The 15566-nt window shown below is 70.6% G+C and carries 12 protein-coding genes; 2 read left to right on the forward strand and 10 right to left on the reverse strand.

What is annotated here, in order from left to right; genetic code table 11:
• The first annotated feature begins 55 nt into the window (after positions 1–55).
• Together ACIPPS_RS07645 and ACIPPS_RS07650 are read left to right on the forward strand one after the other, a co-directional pair.
• Positions 56–1315, forward strand: a complete 1260-nt coding sequence (locus tag ACIPPS_RS07645; protein WP_401428101.1) for a serine hydrolase domain-containing protein — start codon at positions 56–58, stop codon at positions 1313–1315.
• Positions 1316–1438: 123 nt separating this feature from the next.
• Entirely contained in the window at positions 1439–2209 is a 771-nt protein-coding gene (locus tag ACIPPS_RS07650) for a hypothetical protein (RefSeq protein WP_401428104.1), read from the forward strand.
• Between the two features lie 47 nt (positions 2210–2256).
• On the opposite strand, the gene ACIPPS_RS07655 is transcribed toward ACIPPS_RS07650, so the two are convergent.
• From ACIPPS_RS07655 to ACIPPS_RS07700, 10 genes are all read right to left on the reverse strand, one after another.
• The gene (locus ACIPPS_RS07655) at positions 2257–3870 is read right to left on the reverse strand and encodes an alpha-amylase family glycosyl hydrolase (protein ID WP_401428106.1); all 1614 of its coding nucleotides are present in this window, start codon (positions 3868–3870) and stop codon (positions 2257–2259) included.
• 140 nt (positions 3871–4010) lie between these two features.
• The gene (locus ACIPPS_RS07660; protein WP_401428108.1) at positions 4011–6575 is read right to left on the reverse strand and encodes a carbohydrate-binding protein; all 2565 of its coding nucleotides are present in this window, start codon (positions 6573–6575) and stop codon (positions 4011–4013) included.
• Positions 6576–6777: 202 nt separating this feature from the next.
• A complete protein-coding gene (locus ACIPPS_RS07665; RefSeq protein ID WP_401428110.1) occupies positions 6778–7662 on the reverse strand; it encodes a carbohydrate ABC transporter permease in 885 nt (294 codons plus the stop codon).
• An 11-nt stretch (positions 7663–7673) separates the two neighbouring features.
• Positions 7674–8618 carry a carbohydrate ABC transporter permease gene (locus ACIPPS_RS07670; protein ID WP_401428112.1) on the reverse strand — a complete coding sequence of 315 codons (945 nt, stop codon included), beginning with the start codon at positions 8616–8618 and terminating at the stop codon, positions 7674–7676.
• Between the two features lies 1 nt (position 8619).
• Positions 8620–9864 carry an extracellular solute-binding protein gene (locus ACIPPS_RS07675; protein ID WP_401429516.1) on the reverse strand — a complete coding sequence of 415 codons (1245 nt, stop codon included), beginning with the start codon at positions 9862–9864 and terminating at the stop codon, positions 8620–8622.
• A gap of 232 nt (positions 9865–10096) precedes the next feature.
• Positions 10097–11110 (reverse strand): LacI family DNA-binding transcriptional regulator, encoded by a 1014-nt coding sequence (locus tag ACIPPS_RS07680; RefSeq protein ID WP_401428114.1) that lies wholly within the window; start codon positions 11108–11110, stop codon positions 10097–10099.
• 159 nt (positions 11111–11269) lie between these two features.
• Positions 11270–12601 carry an MFS transporter gene (locus ACIPPS_RS07685; protein ID WP_401429518.1) on the reverse strand — a complete coding sequence of 444 codons (1332 nt, stop codon included), beginning with the start codon at positions 12599–12601 and terminating at the stop codon, positions 11270–11272.
• Positions 12602–12630: 29 nt separating this feature from the next.
• On the reverse strand, positions 12631–13224 hold the full coding sequence (locus tag ACIPPS_RS07690; RefSeq protein ID WP_401428116.1) for a DUF998 domain-containing protein: 594 nt from the start codon (positions 13222–13224) through the stop codon (positions 12631–12633).
• Positions 13225–13511: 287 nt separating this feature from the next.
• On the reverse strand, positions 13512–14318 hold the full coding sequence (locus ACIPPS_RS07695) for a pyridoxamine 5'-phosphate oxidase family protein (protein ID WP_401428118.1): 807 nt from the start codon (positions 14316–14318) through the stop codon (positions 13512–13514).
• Entirely contained in the window at positions 14315–15565 is a 1251-nt protein-coding gene (locus ACIPPS_RS07700) for a globin domain-containing protein (RefSeq protein ID WP_401428120.1), read from the reverse strand. Before ACIPPS_RS07700 ends, ACIPPS_RS07695 begins: the two co-directional genes overlap by 4 nt.
• Position 15566: the final 1 nt, after the last annotated feature.

Raw genomic sequence — 15566 nt, forward strand, 5'->3', positions numbered from 1 at the left:
CCCTTCGCGGAGTGTTCATACGGTTCGTATGGACGTTCCGGCCATAGTGCGGGGCATGACACTCACCCCCACCCCGAGACGCGGGCGCGCTCGTGCGGGCGTCCGCACCGTCCTCCTCTGCGCCGCCCTCCTCGGTCTCACGGCCCCCACCACCGTCGCCGCCCCCGCGTCCGCCGAGGGCCCCGGCGGCCCCGGCGGCCCCGGCGGACGCGACTGCGCGCGGACCGAGCGCCCGCTCGACGCGCGCTCCCGCCAGGTCCTGGACATCACCCGCAGGGCCAAGGACGACCTCGACCTGAACTCCGTCGAGGTGCGCGTCACCGTCGACGGGCGCGAGGTCCTCACCGACGCGCTCGGCGAGTCCATGACCGGTGTCCCGGCGGAGCCGGACATGCACTTCCGCGCCGGTTCGGTGGCGTTCGCCCACATCGCCACGGGCCTCCTGCAGCTGGTCGAGGAGGGCACGGTCCGGCTCGACGACACCGTGGAGCGCTGGCTTCCCGACCTGCCCAAGGCCGACAAGATCACCCTGCGGATGCTGGCCACCAACACCACCGGCCTCCACGACTACGTCACCGACCCGGCGTTCCTTGCCGAGCTGGAGGCCCACCCCTTCCGCCACTGGACGCCGGACGAGCTGCTCGCGTTCCCGCTCAGCCACCCGTTCTGGTACGAGCCGGGGACCAACTGGAGCTACTCGCACGCCAACTACCTGCTGCTGTCCCAGGCCCTGGAGAAGATCACCGGCGCCGGGATCGACACCTTCATGAAGGAGCGGGTCTGGAAGCCGCTGGGCCTGCGTGACACGCGGAACAACGTCACCCCGGACATCCCGCGCCCGGTCCTGCACGCCTTCACGTCCGAGCGTGGCCTCTACGAGGAGTCCACCTTCTGGAACCCGTCGTGGACCACGGCGCCCGGCGCGGTCATCACCACCGACGTCTGCGACCTGGCCCGCTCCGCGCAGGCCATCGGCAGCGGCGAACTCCTCTCGCCCCCCTCGTACCGCACCCTGCTCGACCCGGGCACGGTCGGCCTCGGTCACCCGACCGACACCTGCCCCGCCACGATCTGCCTGCCGCAGACCGAGGCCGCGCACTTCGGCCTCGGCGTCCTCGTGGTCAACGGATGGGTGGTGCAGAACCCGTCGTTCTCGGGGTACGCGGCGATCCAGGCGTACCTGCCGTCGAAGCGTCTTGCCATCGCCGTCTCCACCACCAAGACCGCGACCACGCCCGCGGGCAACACCGCCGAGGTGATCGCCGAGCGCATCTCGGCGAAGCTCTCCCCGGCCAACCCCCTGTCGCTCGACTGACCGCGAGGGACACCGAAGCTCGTGCGCCGGCTCCGACTCCGGCTCCCGCTCCGCGGAGCCGGCGCATGTCCGTGTCCGGCGGCGTTCACCGGGCGGACGGTCCCGTCAGGCAGCATGGGAACCATGAACTCGCAGCAGCAGCCGCCTCCTCACGAAGTGAACGTCGCCCACCCGGCCACCCTGTTGCACTCGGCCGACGTGAAGAACGCGAAGACGACCCTCCTCGAACTCCTCGGGCGCATCGGCGTGCCCGCGGACGAGGCCGGGCAGCTTCTCGCGCTCGTCGAGGCGGGCGCTCTCACGGAGGCGTACGGCGAGGTCGTGGGGATCGGGGCGGACGGCCCGCCGGGGCAGGGGCAGCGCTACGCCTCCGGGTGGCTCGACGGCGCCCGGACGGCCGGTGACGCGCTGCTCCGGCGGGCCGACCACGCGGTGCGGGAGGCGCTCGGCCCGGACGTGCCCGTCCCCGACACGGCGCATGCCCACCCTCCGGTCGGCGGGGTGGACGTGGAGCGGGCGAAGGTGGCGGTGACCCCGCTCTACCTCGGGTTCACGCACGTCTCGGACCTGGACCCCGAGGTGGCGGACGACGTCCTCGTCGCCGTCCTGGCCACGATGAGCAGCGCCGAGCGGGCCGGGTACGCGGGCCGACTCGACGAGTTCGCCGAGGAGCGGCGCGCACGGCTCGGCCGCCTGTACGGGGAGTACGGCCCCGGCAGCGACGTCTCCATCCACGGCCGGTACTCCCTCCTGCACTCCCCCAGCAGCGTCGCCGTGCTCGAACGGCTCGTCGCGGCGCCGTCCGCGCTCCGGGAGGAGTGGGACCGCGTGGAACTGCCCCCGGTCTGGCTGGAGGGGCTCGCGAAGGCCTGGGACGCGACACCGGGCGACTGACCCCCGCACCGCACGCGACCTGGATGTACGAAAGTCCGGTGCATAGGTCAGCCGGTGCGGAGCCAGACGGCGCTGTCGGACAGCAGCAGTCCCTGCCTCAGTGGCTGGGAGGAAACGAGGACCCGATGGTGGTCCGGAATCCGGACCGGGGCGTCAGAGAGGTTGACGACGCAGGTGAAATGGTCGCCGCGGGTGAAGGCGAGGACATCTTGCGGGAAGTCGAGCCACTGCATCGGCCCGTCCCCCAGGGCGGGCTCTGCTGCGCGAAGCGCAAGAGTCTCGCGGTAGAGGTTGAGCATGGACCGGGGATCCGTGTCCTGGGCGGCCATGGTCACCCGCGCCCAGGTAGCCGGCTGCGGCAGCCAGGGGCGGGTGGCACCGGCGGGGCTGAACCCGTACGACTCCGACTCCTCGTTCCAGGGAAGGGGGACACGGCAACCGTCCCGGCCCGGGTCTTCCCCTCCGGTGCGGTGGTAGACGGGGTCGTCACGACGGTCGGCGGGGATGTCCTCGACGTCCGGGAGGCCGAGTTCCTCGCCCTGGTAGATGTACACGGCACCGGGCAGGGCCATGGTGAGCAGTGCGGCCGCGCGGGCGCGCCGTCGGCCGAGGTCCTCGTCGACGACGGGGTTGTACTGGCGGATGCCCGCCGCGGTGCTGGTGTCGGGCCTGCCGTAGCGGGTGACGTGCCGGGTGACGTCGTGGTTGGACAGGACCCAGGTGCTGGGGGCGTCGACGCCGGCGTGTGCGGCGAGCGTCTGGTCGATGACCGTGCGCAGGGCGTCGGCGTTCCAGCTGCAGCCGAGGAAGTCGAAGTTGAAGGCGGAGTGGAGTTCGTCGGCGCGCAGGTACTGGGCGAAGCGGGCGGGATCGGCGAGCCAGACTTCGCCGATCAGGGCGCGGGGCTCGCTGTAGGAGTCGGCGACGGCGCGCCAGCCTCGGTAGATGTCGTGGTTCTCGTCGAGGTCGACGTAGGGGTGCGGGCTGGGGAGGACGGAGTGGTCGTAGTCGGGGAGGTCGGGGTCCTTGCTGCACATGGCGGCGGAGTCGACGCGGATGCCGTCGACTCCGCGGTCGAACCAGAACCGCAGGATGTCCTCGTACTCGGCGCGCACGAGGGGGTCGCGCCAGTTGAGATCGGGCTGTTCGGGGGCGAACAGGTGCAGGTACCACTGGCCGTCGGGTACGCGGGTCCAGGCGGAGCCGCCGAAGATGGACTGCCATGCGTTGGGGGGCAGTTCGCCGTTCTCGCCGCGGCCGTCACGGAACCAGAACAGGTCGCGTTCCGGTGAGCCGGGAGCGGCCTTCAGGGCGGCGGTGAACCAGGCGTGTTCGTTGGAGACGTGGTTGGGAACGACGTCGATGATGATGCGTATGCCGCGCTCGTGGGCCTCGCCGATGAGTTTCTCGGCTTCGGCGAGGGTGCCGAAGCGGGGGTCGATCCGGCGGAAGTCGGTGACGTCGTAGCCGGCGTCCGCCATCGGGGTCAGGTACCAGGGGGAGAACCAGATGGCCTCGATGCCCAGCTGATGGAGGTAGTCCAGTCTGGAGCGCACGCCGGCCAGGTCGCCGATGCCGTCGCCGTTGCCGTCGGCGAAGCTGCGCGGGTAGACCTGGTAGATGGCTGCGTGACGCCACCAGTCGGTGGTGCGCGGGGTCATGGGTCCTGCTTTCGTGAGTGGGGTGGAGCAGTACGCGGGCCCGGCCGGCGGGGACCGGGGCCGGGCCCGCGGGACTTGGAGGGGTGGACCGCGGGCCCGGCCGGTCAGGGAGGCAAGCCGGGCCCGCGGTCGGTCAGGACCTACCAGCCGGAGTTGCCGCTCCCGCGCTGGACGGTGAAGCCGCCGGTGATGTTCAGGGGGGCGCTCGCGGTCGCGGTGACCTTGGTGTCGGAGAAGGTGCCCTTGCCGGCGACGTTGCCCTCGATGCCGTGGTGGCCGGTCCTGTTGATCGTCAGGCCGTCCACGCGCAGGTCGGAGACCTGCTTCTGCCAGGAGAGGAGGAGTCCACTGTAGGTGGAGTCCTCGACGGTGTTGTCGGTCAGGACGACGGGCTGGGTGATGTCGTACCGGTCGGCGTAGACCCACAGGGCGCCGAGCTTGGAGTTCCAGTTCACCTCCATGCTGCCGGTACGGCGCAGGAGGTTGCCCGAAACGGTGGTGGTGCCGCTGAAGGGCTCGCCGAAGCGGGTGGAGACGGTGATGCCGGCGGCGGCGACGACGGTGTCGGAGATGAGGTTGTTCTCGACGCTGTTGCCGCTGCCGCCGTAGACGGCGGCGCCGTTGGCGAGGGTGGGCAGCTGCACGGTGTTGTTGCGGAAGGCACTGCCGGTCACCGCCGCTCCGTCCGACCACATGGCCAGGGCGTCGTCCCCGGTGCCGCGGATGCTGCTGTGGGAGACGGTGGTGTCCCTCACCGCACCGTGCAGGTTGACACCGTCGGCGTAGGTGTCGCGGATGCGCAGGTCGCTCGCCTTGAGACCGGTGGTCGGGCCGGAGATCCACAGGCCGACCTTGGTGTGCTGGATCCAGATGTTCCTGATGACTGATCCGGTGCCGAAGTCTCCCTCGATGGCGGCGTGTCCGCCGGCGTCGTCGCGGACGGTGTTCTGGCCGTCGATCATGAGGTCCTCGACGATGCTGGTGCCGCCCCGGCCGAACAGGCCGCCCTTGAGGCCGGTGCCGCGCAGCACCGTGTGCCACACTCCCGCGCCGCGCAGCTTCACGCCGGTGAGGTTGACGTGGTCGGAGATGTTGTAGGTGCCGGCCGGGAGGAACAGGCCCTTGCCCTGGCTCTTCGCCGTGTTCAGGGCGGTGCTCAGGGCGGTGGTGTCGTCCTGGTTGTCGTTCGGCGCGACGCCGAGATCCCTGGCGGACACGTAACCGCTGGGCAGGGTGCCGGCCGCTCCGGTCTCCTCCGCCTCGATCAGGTCGATGGTGTAGGAGGAGGCGGTGTCCCCGGCGTCCTTCTGCAGACGCAGGACGGTGCCGGCCGGCAGGGTCTGGCCGAAGTCGGTGCGGGTCTCGTCGAAGAAGCGGTGGCCCTGGCCCTCGCCGGGGTTGTTGGTGTACGGGTACGCGCCGTAGACCCAGGCGTAGCGGGAGGTCAGCCGGAGGTCGGGCAGGGCCTTGCCGTCGGCGTAGGCGCTGAGGGTGGCGTCGATACCCCGGCCGTCACTGCTGTCGGGCAGGGAGTAGCGCAGGTTGACGGCGTTGGCGGGCTTGGTCAGCGTGACCTCGACGTAGTCACCGGTCTGGGACAGCTTGACGGCCTGGCGGCCTGACGCCTCCGAGGCCACGGTGAGGTAGGTGCGGTCGGGACCGACGGCCGCTCCCCTGGCGGTGCCGGCTTCCGCCTCGTAGGTGGTGAACGGGAGCGTGGCTCCCACGCCGCTCGGGTCCGGAGTCCCCGGGCCGCCCGGGTCGCTCGGACCGGTAGGAGTGGTCGCCTTGAGGTGGTCGACGTTGACGTTGCCGCTGTCGTTGGCGGTGAAGGCGAGCGTGAGCGTGTTGACGCCCTGGGCGAAGGTGACCGGCACGTCCACCGTGCTCCAGCCCGTCCAGCCGCTGGTGGCCGACAGGGTGACCTGCGTGGCGGTCCCGCCCGCGGTCAGGGTCAGCGTCTTGGCTGAGCCGGTGCCGTTGGCGTAGCGGATGGTGACGCTGCCGGCGCCGGCATAGGTGGAGGAGACGCTGGTGGCCAGGGAGGCACGGCCCTTGTTGCCGTCGGTGAGACCGCCGACGTACCCGGTGCCGGTGTATCCGGCGTGCTCACGTTCGACGACCGCGCCGCCGGTCAGCGTGGCGGACTCCGCCTCTCGCAGGGAGGGGTCGGTGGAACCGGGGGCGTCGGGGGTGGTGGCGGTGACGTGGTCGAGGTTGATGTTGCCGCTGTCGTTGGCGGTGAAGGCGAGCGTGAGCGTGTTGACGCCCTGGGCGAAGGTGACCGGCACGTCCACCGTGCCCCAGCCCGTCCAGCCGCTGGTGGCCGGCAGGGTCACCTGGCGGGAGGCGGCGCCGTTGACGGACAGGGTCAGCGTCTTGGCTGAGCCGGTGCCGTTGGCGTAGCGGATCTTTGCCGATCCGGTGCCCGCGTGAGCGGAGGAGACGGTGTGCGACGTGGACGCCGTGCCCTTGTTCGCGTCGGTGTAACCGCCGACGTAACCGGTTCCGGTGTACCCGGCGTGTTCGCTCTCCACCTTGGCGCCCCCGGCGAGGACGGAGGTTTCGGACTGCAGGACGGCGGTGGCGGCGTGGGCCGGCGTCGGGGTCGCGAGGCCGTATGAGGCGGCGCCGGTGAGAGCGAGGAGGAGGGCGGCTGAAGCGGCGGAGTTCCTGAGGCGCGGGGGGGTGCGGTGGATCGACACAGCGGTGTGTCCTTCCGGTGCAGGGGCGGCTCGGCCCTTGGGGGTACCGGCGGGGCGCCGGTGTCATGGATGCCGCTCGGCAGGTGACAGCTCGCCTTGCGGCAGGAGGGGATGACCGGCGCGGAGGGGGCGTGCGGGGAGAGCGACGGCCGGTCGGGGCGGGTGTGCGTGCCAGGAGCGCTGACCTGGCAGGGTGCGAGGGTCAGCCCTTGAGGCTGCCTGCGGTCAGACCGGCGATGATGTGCCTCTGGAAGACCAGGAAGATGACCAGCAGCGGGATGGAGGCCATGACCATGCCCGCGAGGAGCTGGTTGGCGGGCATGAACTCGGCCAGGCGGTTGAGGGCGACGGTGATGGGCTGGCGCGCGGGGTCGGGCAGGACCAGCAGTGGCCAGAGGAAGTCCTTCCAGACGCCGACGACCGCGAAGATCGACACGACGGCGAGCACCGGGCGCGAGAGGGGGAGCACGACGGAGACGAGGACCCGCAGGGGACCGGCGCCGTCGAGGCGGGCCGACTCCAGGAGTTCGGCCGGGATCTGGTCGAAGAACCGTTTGAGGATGAAGATGTTGAAGGCGTTCGCGCAGGCCGGCAACCAGACCGCCCAGGGCGTGTTGATCAGGTTGACGTGGAGGAGCGGGACGTCGGTGACCGTCAGGTAGGTGGGGACGAGCAGGGCGGACACCGGCAGCATGAGCGTGGCCAGCATCATGCCCAGGACGACGTTGCCCAGGACCGGGCGCAGCCGGGACAGGGCATAGGCGGCGGCGACGTCGACGACGAGCTGGGTGAGCCAGGCTCCGGCGGCCAGCAGCAGGGTGTTGAGGAAGTACTGGGCCAGGCCGACGTTGGTCCATGCCTCGCTGTACGACTCCGGATGCCACGTCTGCGGCCACAGGGTGGGGTCGGGGTCGACCAGTTCGTCGGACGATTTGAGTGCTCCGCCGGCCATCCAGTAGAGCGGGAAGACGAACGCGAGGGTGAAGCCGACCACGGTCAGGGTGAGCACGAAGCGGTACAGGTACCGGCCGGTGCGGCGGTTCATCTCGGCGGGTGCGATGAGGGTGCGTTCCGCAGGGGCGGACATGGTGCTTCCTTTCAGTCCTTGCTGCGGGTCAGGCGCAGGTACACCGCGGCGAACAGGCCCAGGACGATGAACAGCACGGTGCTCATGGCGCTGGCCATGCCGAAGTCGTTGTAGACGAACGCGTACCGGTACAGCAGCAGCAGGACCGTGACGGTGGCGTCGTTGGGTCCGCCTCCGGTGAGGACGAACGGTTCGACGAACACCTGCATGGTGCCGATGACCTGGAGCAGCAGAGTGATCAGGAGGATGATCCGCATCTGCGGGATGGTCACATGCCACAGCCGCTGGCGGATGGACGCCCCGTCCAGTTCGGCCGCCTCGTACAGCTCGCCCGGGATGGATCCCAGGGCCGCGAGGTAGATCAGGGTGGTGGTGCCCATGTTGGCCCAGGTGGAGACGAGGACCAGGGAGACCATGGCGAGGTTCTCCGACTCCAGCCACTGCTGGGCCGGCAGGTGCAGGATCTCGAGGACGCTGTTGAACAGGCCTGGACCCGGGTCGTAGAACCAGCGCCACAGCAGCATCGTGACGATCGGCGGCAGCATCACCGGCAGGTACACCGTCATGCGCAGGTATCCGCGGGCGTGGCGGAACTCGTTGAGGATCACCGCGGTGACGAAGGGGGCGGCGAAGCCGAAGGCGAGGGCCAGGAGGGTGAAGTAGCCGGTGTTCCTCCACGCGGTGGCGAACAGCGGGTCGTCGAAGAGGCGCTGGTAGTTCTCCCAGCCCACCCAGGTTGCGGGCTGGGAGAAGGTGACTTCCTGGAAGCCGAGGAGCAGGCCCCGGACGATCGGGTACCAGGAGAAGAGGACGAAGCAGATCAGCCCGGCGCCGAGGAACGCGTAGGCGGTCAGGTTCTCGCGGATGCGGCGCCGATGCCTCTGGGGTTGTCTCGTGGTGGGCTTCCGCTGCTTCGCAGGGGCCTTCGGTGTCCGGGTGAGGGTCGGTGCCGCCATGTCACTTGACCGTCGCGAGGATGCCGTCGACCTTCTTGGCGGCATCGGCGAGCAGCTTGTCGAGGTCGGCGTCCTCGTCGGTCAGGACGGCCTGCATCACACCGTCCAGGACGGTGTAGATCTGCTGGGCGTTCGGCGGCTCGACCTTCTGTGCGATCTTGGCGTTGCCCTCGACGAAGGGCTTGTAGTTCTTCTGCGGGACGTTGGCGTACTTGCTGTGCGCGGCGTCCTGCTTGGCCTGGGCCGGGCCGGTGAACAACCGGTCGAGCGGGAGACCGATCGGCACGTCGTTGCCCGAGGCGCGCTTGTCCTCGAACTCGGTGCGGTCAGGGTTGAGGTACTTCCACTGGACCCACTCGATGCCGGCCTTGATCTTCTCCGGGGACGCCTTGGGGTTGAACATGAAGCCGTTCCCGCCGCCGAGGGTCGCCGTGCCCGGCATCGCGGCGACACCGAACTCCTCGTACTTGCGCTCGAACTGCTTGACGATGGTCGGGATGTTGTCGGGGCCGGCCATGTACATACCCAGCTTGCCGGCGCCCATCATCTTCTGGGCGTCCTCGATCTGCAGGAGCTGGCGCGTTCCCATGGAGTCGTCGGTCCAGCGCATGTCGTGGAGCATCTGCAGGGCCTTGCGGCCCTCTGGGCCGTTGAAGGACGCCTTCCAGCCCTTGCCGCCCTTGACCGCGATGTCCCCACCCAGGGAGTAGACCCACGAAGTGAAGTGCCAGCCGCCTTGGTTGTTCTTGCTGTAGTCGGCGTAGCCGACCGTGCCGTCGCCCAGGTCGCTGATCCTCTTCGCGGCCGCGCGGACGTCTTCCCAGGTGGCCGGCGGCTTGTCGGGGTCGAGGCCGGCCTTCTTGAACAGGTCACGGTTGTAGACCAGACCGAGGGAGTACTGTCCGTTCGGCAAGCCGTACAGGCCGCCGTCAGGGCCGGTGAAGACCTTGAGGTAGTCGGCCTTGATGTCGTCGTAGTACGGCATGTCCTTGACGTACTCGGTGATCTCCGCGCCCTGACGGCGCGCGATGAGACCCGCGGGATCGGTGAAGTAGACGTAGTAGACGTCCTCGAGCTGTCCGCCGGCGAGCTTGGCGGAGAACGTCTTGGGGTCCATCTGCCCTTCACGGGCATCAATCTTGATCTTCGGGTGCTCCTTCTCGAAGGCCTTGACGTCCTCCTCGAAGTACTTGCGGTCCACCGGCTGCGTCTTGGGCGGCATGTTGTTCACCGTGATGGTGACCACGCCGTCCTTGGACGCGGCCGGGGAGCCGCCGCAACCGGCCAGCCCCCCGACGAGAGCGCAGGCGATACCTGCGGCTATGAGCCCACGACGGCTCTGCATACCTGCCATGACGGATCGGCCCTTCCTGAGATGCGCCGCGCTTCCCGGGTCCCGTGCCAGGAGGGCGTCAGCTGACACGCAGAAGGTAGGAGTCGATCACGTAAAAAGTCAATGACAGCTCGCAAAATCTTGTTCACAGGCGGCGCCCGGGTCTTCCGGTCGAGTTCCGTACGATCAGCTGCGTCTGGAACAGCGTTACGCCGGGCTCCACCCGATGCCCCTGCATCCGCATGGCCAGCGCCTCCACCGCGGCGTCGGCCATGCGGGTCACCGGCTGCCGGCATGTCGTCAGCGGCGGATCGACCGCCCCCATGAACGGCGAGTCGTCGAACCCGACGACGGAGACATCACCCGGTACGTCCAGACCTTCTCTGCGGGCTCCGCGAATAGCACCCAGCGCCATTTCGTCGCTTCCGCAAACAATTGCCGTAGCCCCGTTCCGTAGGAGTCCGCCGGCCGTGGCGACTCCCGCCTCCATCGAGAACAAGGCGTGCCCGACCAGCGGCATCCAGTCCTCGGACGGCACCTGGCGGTCTTTCCAGAACGCGGCGTAGGCCGCGAGCTTCCGGGCGGACGGCACATGCCCCACCGGCCCGACCAGAAGCCCGATCCGGTCGTGCCCCATCCCGCTCAGGTGCGTGAGCGACTGCTTCACGGCGTCGGCGTCGTCCGCGCTGATCCGTACCGCGTCCACGTTCTCATCGGCCGGATTCACCAGCACCAACGGCACCTCGCGAGCCTTGAGGGCCGCCCCCTGCTCCGCCCCGGCGTCGGCGTAGCTGGACCCGATGAAAATGATCCCGCCGATGTTCTGAGCCAGCAGCATCTCGATGTAATTGGCCTCGGACACCCCATCAGAAGTGCGAGTGCAAAGGACGGGCACCAAGCCCCGCTTGTTGAGGCGACCAGCCACCGCCTCCGCGAACGCAGGGAAGACGGGGTTGCGCAGATCGGGCACCACCACGCCGATCAGGGGACTGCGCCCCTTCTCCTCCGCGGCCGGCCTGGGCAGCCCGAGGACGTCAAGCGCCCTGAGCACCCGCTCCCGAGTCGCCGGCGCCACCACAGGGTTGCCACTGAGCACCCGCCGCGCCGTCACCTCGCTGACACCCGCGAACTCCGCGACTTCGATCAACCTCTTCTTCATGTCTGCACGATATAGCAGCGGAGCAAAATCCGATCAGAATTGCGCAATTATTTGCTTGGCGCAGACCCTGGTTCGGGGCGCACGGGCATGGACGCGAAAGAGGCGAGGACCCGCTGCTCGGGCCATGGGGTGGCCTTGAAGCCCTACGGCGGGTTCCGCCTAGGTCCGTATGTTCCGGTTCCGGGCCGGCCGCTCGGGGGTCGCCGCGTGGCCGGCCGCCGCGGGCTCGGGGCCCGAGCGGCCGGAGCGGTGGGCGAGCGCGGCGAGCGCGGCGGCGAGGGAGGCGAGGCCGCCGACGACGAAGCAGGCCCGGGCGCCCCACTGCGCGCCGACGGAGCCGACGATCAACGCGCCGATGGGCGTGGAGCCCTGGAGGATGAGGGTGTAGAGGGCGAGGACCCGGCCCCGGTAGCGGGGGTCGCTGCCGAGCTGGACGCGGTGGTTGGCGGCCTGGGCGAAGAAGATCGAGGCGCCGCCGGTGAGAAAGAGCAGGACCACGGCGGCCGGGTAGCCCGGTGCCCACCCGGCCGCCGTCTCCAGGACCGCGAAGAGGACGGCCGAGCCCGTGACGAGCCGCCCCGAGGGCCGCGACCTGCGGGCGGTGGTGAGGAACGCGGCGGCCAGCGAACCGGCGGCGAAGGCCGTGGTCAGCAGGCCGAAGGAGGTCGCGTCGGCATGGAACACGGTCTTCGCGAGGAGCGGCAGGGTGAGCTGGAAGTTCAGCCCGAACAGGCTCACCCCCGCGACCAGGGCGAGCGGCACCGACAGATCGGGGCGGCCCCGCACATGGCGCAGGCCGTCGACGACCCGGGCGCGGCCGGGCGGCCCGGCGGAGCGCTGGATCTCCTCGGTGCGCATCCGCCGCAGCGCGAGGACGGTCGCGGCGTAGCTGACCGCGTTGACCAGCAGGACCCAGCCGGTGCCGACCGCGGTGATGAGGAGTCCGGCGACGGCGGGGCCGGCGACCCGGGCGACGTTGACGTAGGCGGCGCTCAACGCCGACGCGTTGGGCAGGAGTTCGGGGCCGACGAGTTCGCCGACGAAGGACATGCGGGTGGGTACCTCGACCGCGTTGACGAGGCCGAGGGCGCACGCGAAGACATAGAGGTGTGCGAGGCCGGCGGCGCCGCCGAGGACGAGGGTGGCCAGGAGGAACGCGAGCAGCGCGGAGGCGATGTTGGCGCCGGTCAGCAGGGCCCGTTTGTCGTAGCGGTCGGCGAGCCTGCCGCCGTACAGCGTGAGGAGGAGCATCGGGGCGAACTGCAGCGCGGTGACGGTGCCGAGGGCGGTCGCGGAGTCGTCGGTCAGCTCCAGGACCAGCCAGTCCTGCGCCACGACGGACATCCAGGTGCCGGCGACGGAGACGACCTGCCCGGTGGCGAAGAGGCGGAAGTTACGGACGCGCAGGGCCCGGAAGGGATGGGTGGAGGCAGCCGGGTCGTTGTTCAGGGCTCCTTCAGAGCTCCTTCGGGTCTTCCCCCCGGACGTCAGGGACGGGTCAGGGAAGGTTCAGGGGCAGGTCAGGGCCGCTCGTCGGCGGAGAAGCGGAGACAGGAGGCGACGACCACGAACGGCCACACCGACTGCATCCAGGTCACGAGGCGTTCGGCGGCGCCCGGGGTGCCCTGGCGGTGGATCTCGATCAGGAACCAGACCGCGCCGAGGGCCATCAGGGCGGTCGCGAGGAACGCCGGCACGGGCCGCAGGCCCCAGGGGGCGGCTCCCTGGCGGTGGGCGGCCAGCACGGGCCACAGAGCGAGGACGGCGAAGCCGACCACGGCGACCGAGCTGTGGCGCAGGGACCCTCCGCTGCTGGGTGCCGGCAGCAGGACCACCGCGAAGGCCGCCACGCCGCCGAGGGCGAGGGCCACCCGTCCGGCGCGGGCGGCGGGGCGCAGGCCCCAGGCGGTCAGCAGATGGCAGACGCCCAGCGCGAGCAGGGCGGTGGACATCACCCAGAACCCCTCGGCCCCGTAGGCGCCGAGGACGCTGATCGTCTGGGTGGCGGGATCGTAGGCGGCCCCCTCCAGCCGAGCCGCGGTCACCCAGCCCCCGGCCAGCAGGAGCGGGGCGCACCCGGAGGAGACCAGGGCCCACCGTGGAACAGGTCGCATCGGCCCACCGTAAGCCGACCGGCGTCCGTCGCCACGCGGGCGCGGGCGGGCCCGAGTCCGAACGGGTGGCGCGGACACCCCGCCCGCGGGGCCGGGGGCGGGGTGTCCGCGCCCCCGGCCCCGCGAGCCGCCGAGCGGTCGAGCTGTCGAGCGCCCAGCCGTCGAGCACTTGAGCCGTCGAGGGTTCGAGCCGACGAGCCCCCCAGCCGTCGAGCCGTCGAGCCGTCGAGCCGTCGAGCCGTCGAGCCGTCGAGGGTTCCCGCCGGCGAGCCCCCAGCCGGCGACCGTCAGGCCGTCACGTTTCTGTGGAACCAGCCGTGGAACTCCCGCTCCTCGGCCCCGGCGTCCGCCGTGCGCGGCGCGGCCCGCTCCAGGGCCTTCTCCGCCTCCGCCCGCCAGGTCTGCGCGTCCGCGCGCGGCGGAGGCACGTACGGGCCCCGGTCCTGCGCGTCGGCGGCGGCGCCGAAGAAGTCACCGCCCTTGCGCCGTACGTCGTCCGTCCCCCACGCCCGCCCGGGGCCGCTCCGGTCCACCTTCCGCAGGTGCGGGATGTGCTTGGCGCAGTGGATGTACGCCTCCTCGACGGTGACCTCCACCCACGCCTGGGCGCGGCGGCCCGGGACGGGGTCGCCGGGGAGCTCGGCGTGGACGCGGCGCATGGCGTCGTCCGGGACGATCCGGGCCCGGCCGTTGACGTGGAGGCCGATGCGGTCCCGCAGGAAGTCCATCATGAGGATGCCGACGTGGGCGTTCTCCTCGATGTTGCCGAGGCTGGCATGGACGCCGTTGCCGCGGTACTCCGGGTAGGCGAGGGTCCGGTCGTCCAGGACGTGCAGGAAGCCGGGCGGTCCTGCCCGGAAGGTGTTGTCGCACTCGCCGTGCCGGTCGGCGGTGGCCAGGAAGAACATCTCCTGGCGGGCCACGAACTCCCGCATGCGCGGGTTGAGCCGGTCGAGGACCTGCTCGTCGTAGAACTTGTCGGCGCGGTCGGTGGTCCCCATGCGTCGTTGGACCTGGTGCTCGCCGTCGCTGCCGGGGCGTACGGTGCGGGCCGGCGTCGGCTGCCGGTACCCGGTGTGTTCGAAGGTGCTCAATTCCGTGCCCCGACCAGTTCCTCGATGGAGTCGTGCCGTATGCGGTGGGTGGGGATACCGATCCCGACCAGGGTGTCGAGGCCGCTCCGGATCATGCCGGGCGGGCCCGAGAGATAGGCGTCGAAGGTGTGCCAGGGGCCGTACTGGCTGACGGCGTCGGGGAGCGTGCCGCACAGCTGCCCTTCGAGGCCGTGGTCCACGACCGGGCGGACCGAGAGCCACGGGTGGGACTGCTGCAGCCGGAGCATGGTGTCGATGTCGTAGAGGTCGTGGTCCCGTCTCGCCCCGTAGAAGACCTGGACGGCGCGCCGTCGGCCGTGCTGGGCCACGTCCTCGACGAGGGCCTTGATGGGCGCGATGCCGGTGCCGCCGCCGAGGCAGAGCAGGCCGTTGTCGGTGGTGTGGTCCACGGTCATCGATCCCGTGGGCGCCCCCAGGCGGATCACGTGCCCCGGACGGGCCCGGTGCACGAGGGCGTTGGAGACCCAGCCCGCCGGGACGGCCTTGACGTGGAAGGAGAGCAGCCCGTCGGAGCGCGGCGCGGAGGCGAAGGAGTAGTGCCGCCAGACGCGCGGCCACCAGGGGGTCTCCAGGGCGGTGTACTGCCCGGCGAGGAAGGGGTAGGGCTGGTCGGGTCTGACCGTCACGACGGCGACGTCCGAGGTGCGCATCTCGTGGGCGACCACCTCCGCCTGCCACCAGGCGGGGGCGCGCACTTCGTCCTCGGCCGCCGCGTCGATCATGATCTGGGAGATCGCGGTGTAGGCGGCGACCCAGGCCGCTTCGGTCCGTGGTCCCCAGGTGCGTGGGGCGTAGTGGGAGAGGGCGCCGATGAGGCACTCGCCGACCGCCGGATAGTGCTCGGGCCGGGTGCCGTACTTCCGGTGGCCACGGCCGAGCCGGGAGAGGTACGCGGTCAGCGTGTCCGTGTCGTCCACGTGGGTCGCGGCCGTGAGCAGCGCGGTGAAGAGGCGGTCGCGCTGGGTGTCCATCGCGGCCGGGAACAGGGCGCGCAGGTCCGGGTGCTTGAGGAAGAGCAGAGCGTAGAAGTACCCGGTGACGGTGTCGGCGATCGGCTCGATCTCTGCGAGCGTCCGGCGCAGCAGTGCGGCGTCCGACGTGTCCTGGGGCGGTTCGGGGGCCGTGCGGCCCGGCGTGCCGCCGGGGCTCCGTGCGAACCAGCCGCCGTTGCTGCCCGTGTCGCCTGAGCTCTCGTTGTCGGCCGACGTGTGGGTCGGACCATCCATC

This window comes from Streptomyces sp. NPDC090127, from assembly GCF_044746945.1.
In the GTDB taxonomy this organism is placed as follows: Bacteria; Actinomycetota; Actinomycetes; order Streptomycetales; family Streptomycetaceae; genus Streptomyces.

Excerpts from the sequence above, each read along its gene's own strand:
- ACIPPS_RS07645 (WP_401428101.1), top strand. The coding sequence starts at position 56 with ATGACACTCACCCCCACCCCGAGACGCGGGCGCGCTCGTGCGGGCGTC.
- ACIPPS_RS07650 (WP_401428104.1), top strand. The coding sequence starts at position 1,439 with ATGAACTCGCAGCAGCAGCCGCCTCCTCACGAAGTGAACGTCGCCCAC.
- ACIPPS_RS07655 (WP_401428106.1), bottom strand. The coding sequence starts at position 3,870 with ATGACCCCGCGCACCACCGACTGGTGGCGTCACGCAGCCATCTACCAG.
- ACIPPS_RS07665 (WP_401428110.1), bottom strand. The coding sequence starts at position 7,662 with ATGTCCGCCCCTGCGGAACGCACCCTCATCGCACCCGCCGAGATGAAC.
- ACIPPS_RS07670 (WP_401428112.1), bottom strand. The coding sequence starts at position 8,618 with ATGGCGGCACCGACCCTCACCCGGACACCGAAGGCCCCTGCGAAGCAG.
- ACIPPS_RS07680 (WP_401428114.1), bottom strand. The coding sequence starts at position 11,110 with ATGAAGAAGAGGTTGATCGAAGTCGCGGAGTTCGCGGGTGTCAGCGAG.
- ACIPPS_RS07690 (WP_401428116.1), bottom strand. The coding sequence starts at position 13,224 with ATGCGACCTGTTCCACGGTGGGCCCTGGTCTCCTCCGGGTGCGCCCCG.
- ACIPPS_RS07700 (WP_401428120.1), bottom strand. The coding sequence starts at position 15,565 with ATGGATGGTCCGACCCACACGTCGGCCGACAACGAGAGCTCAGGCGAC.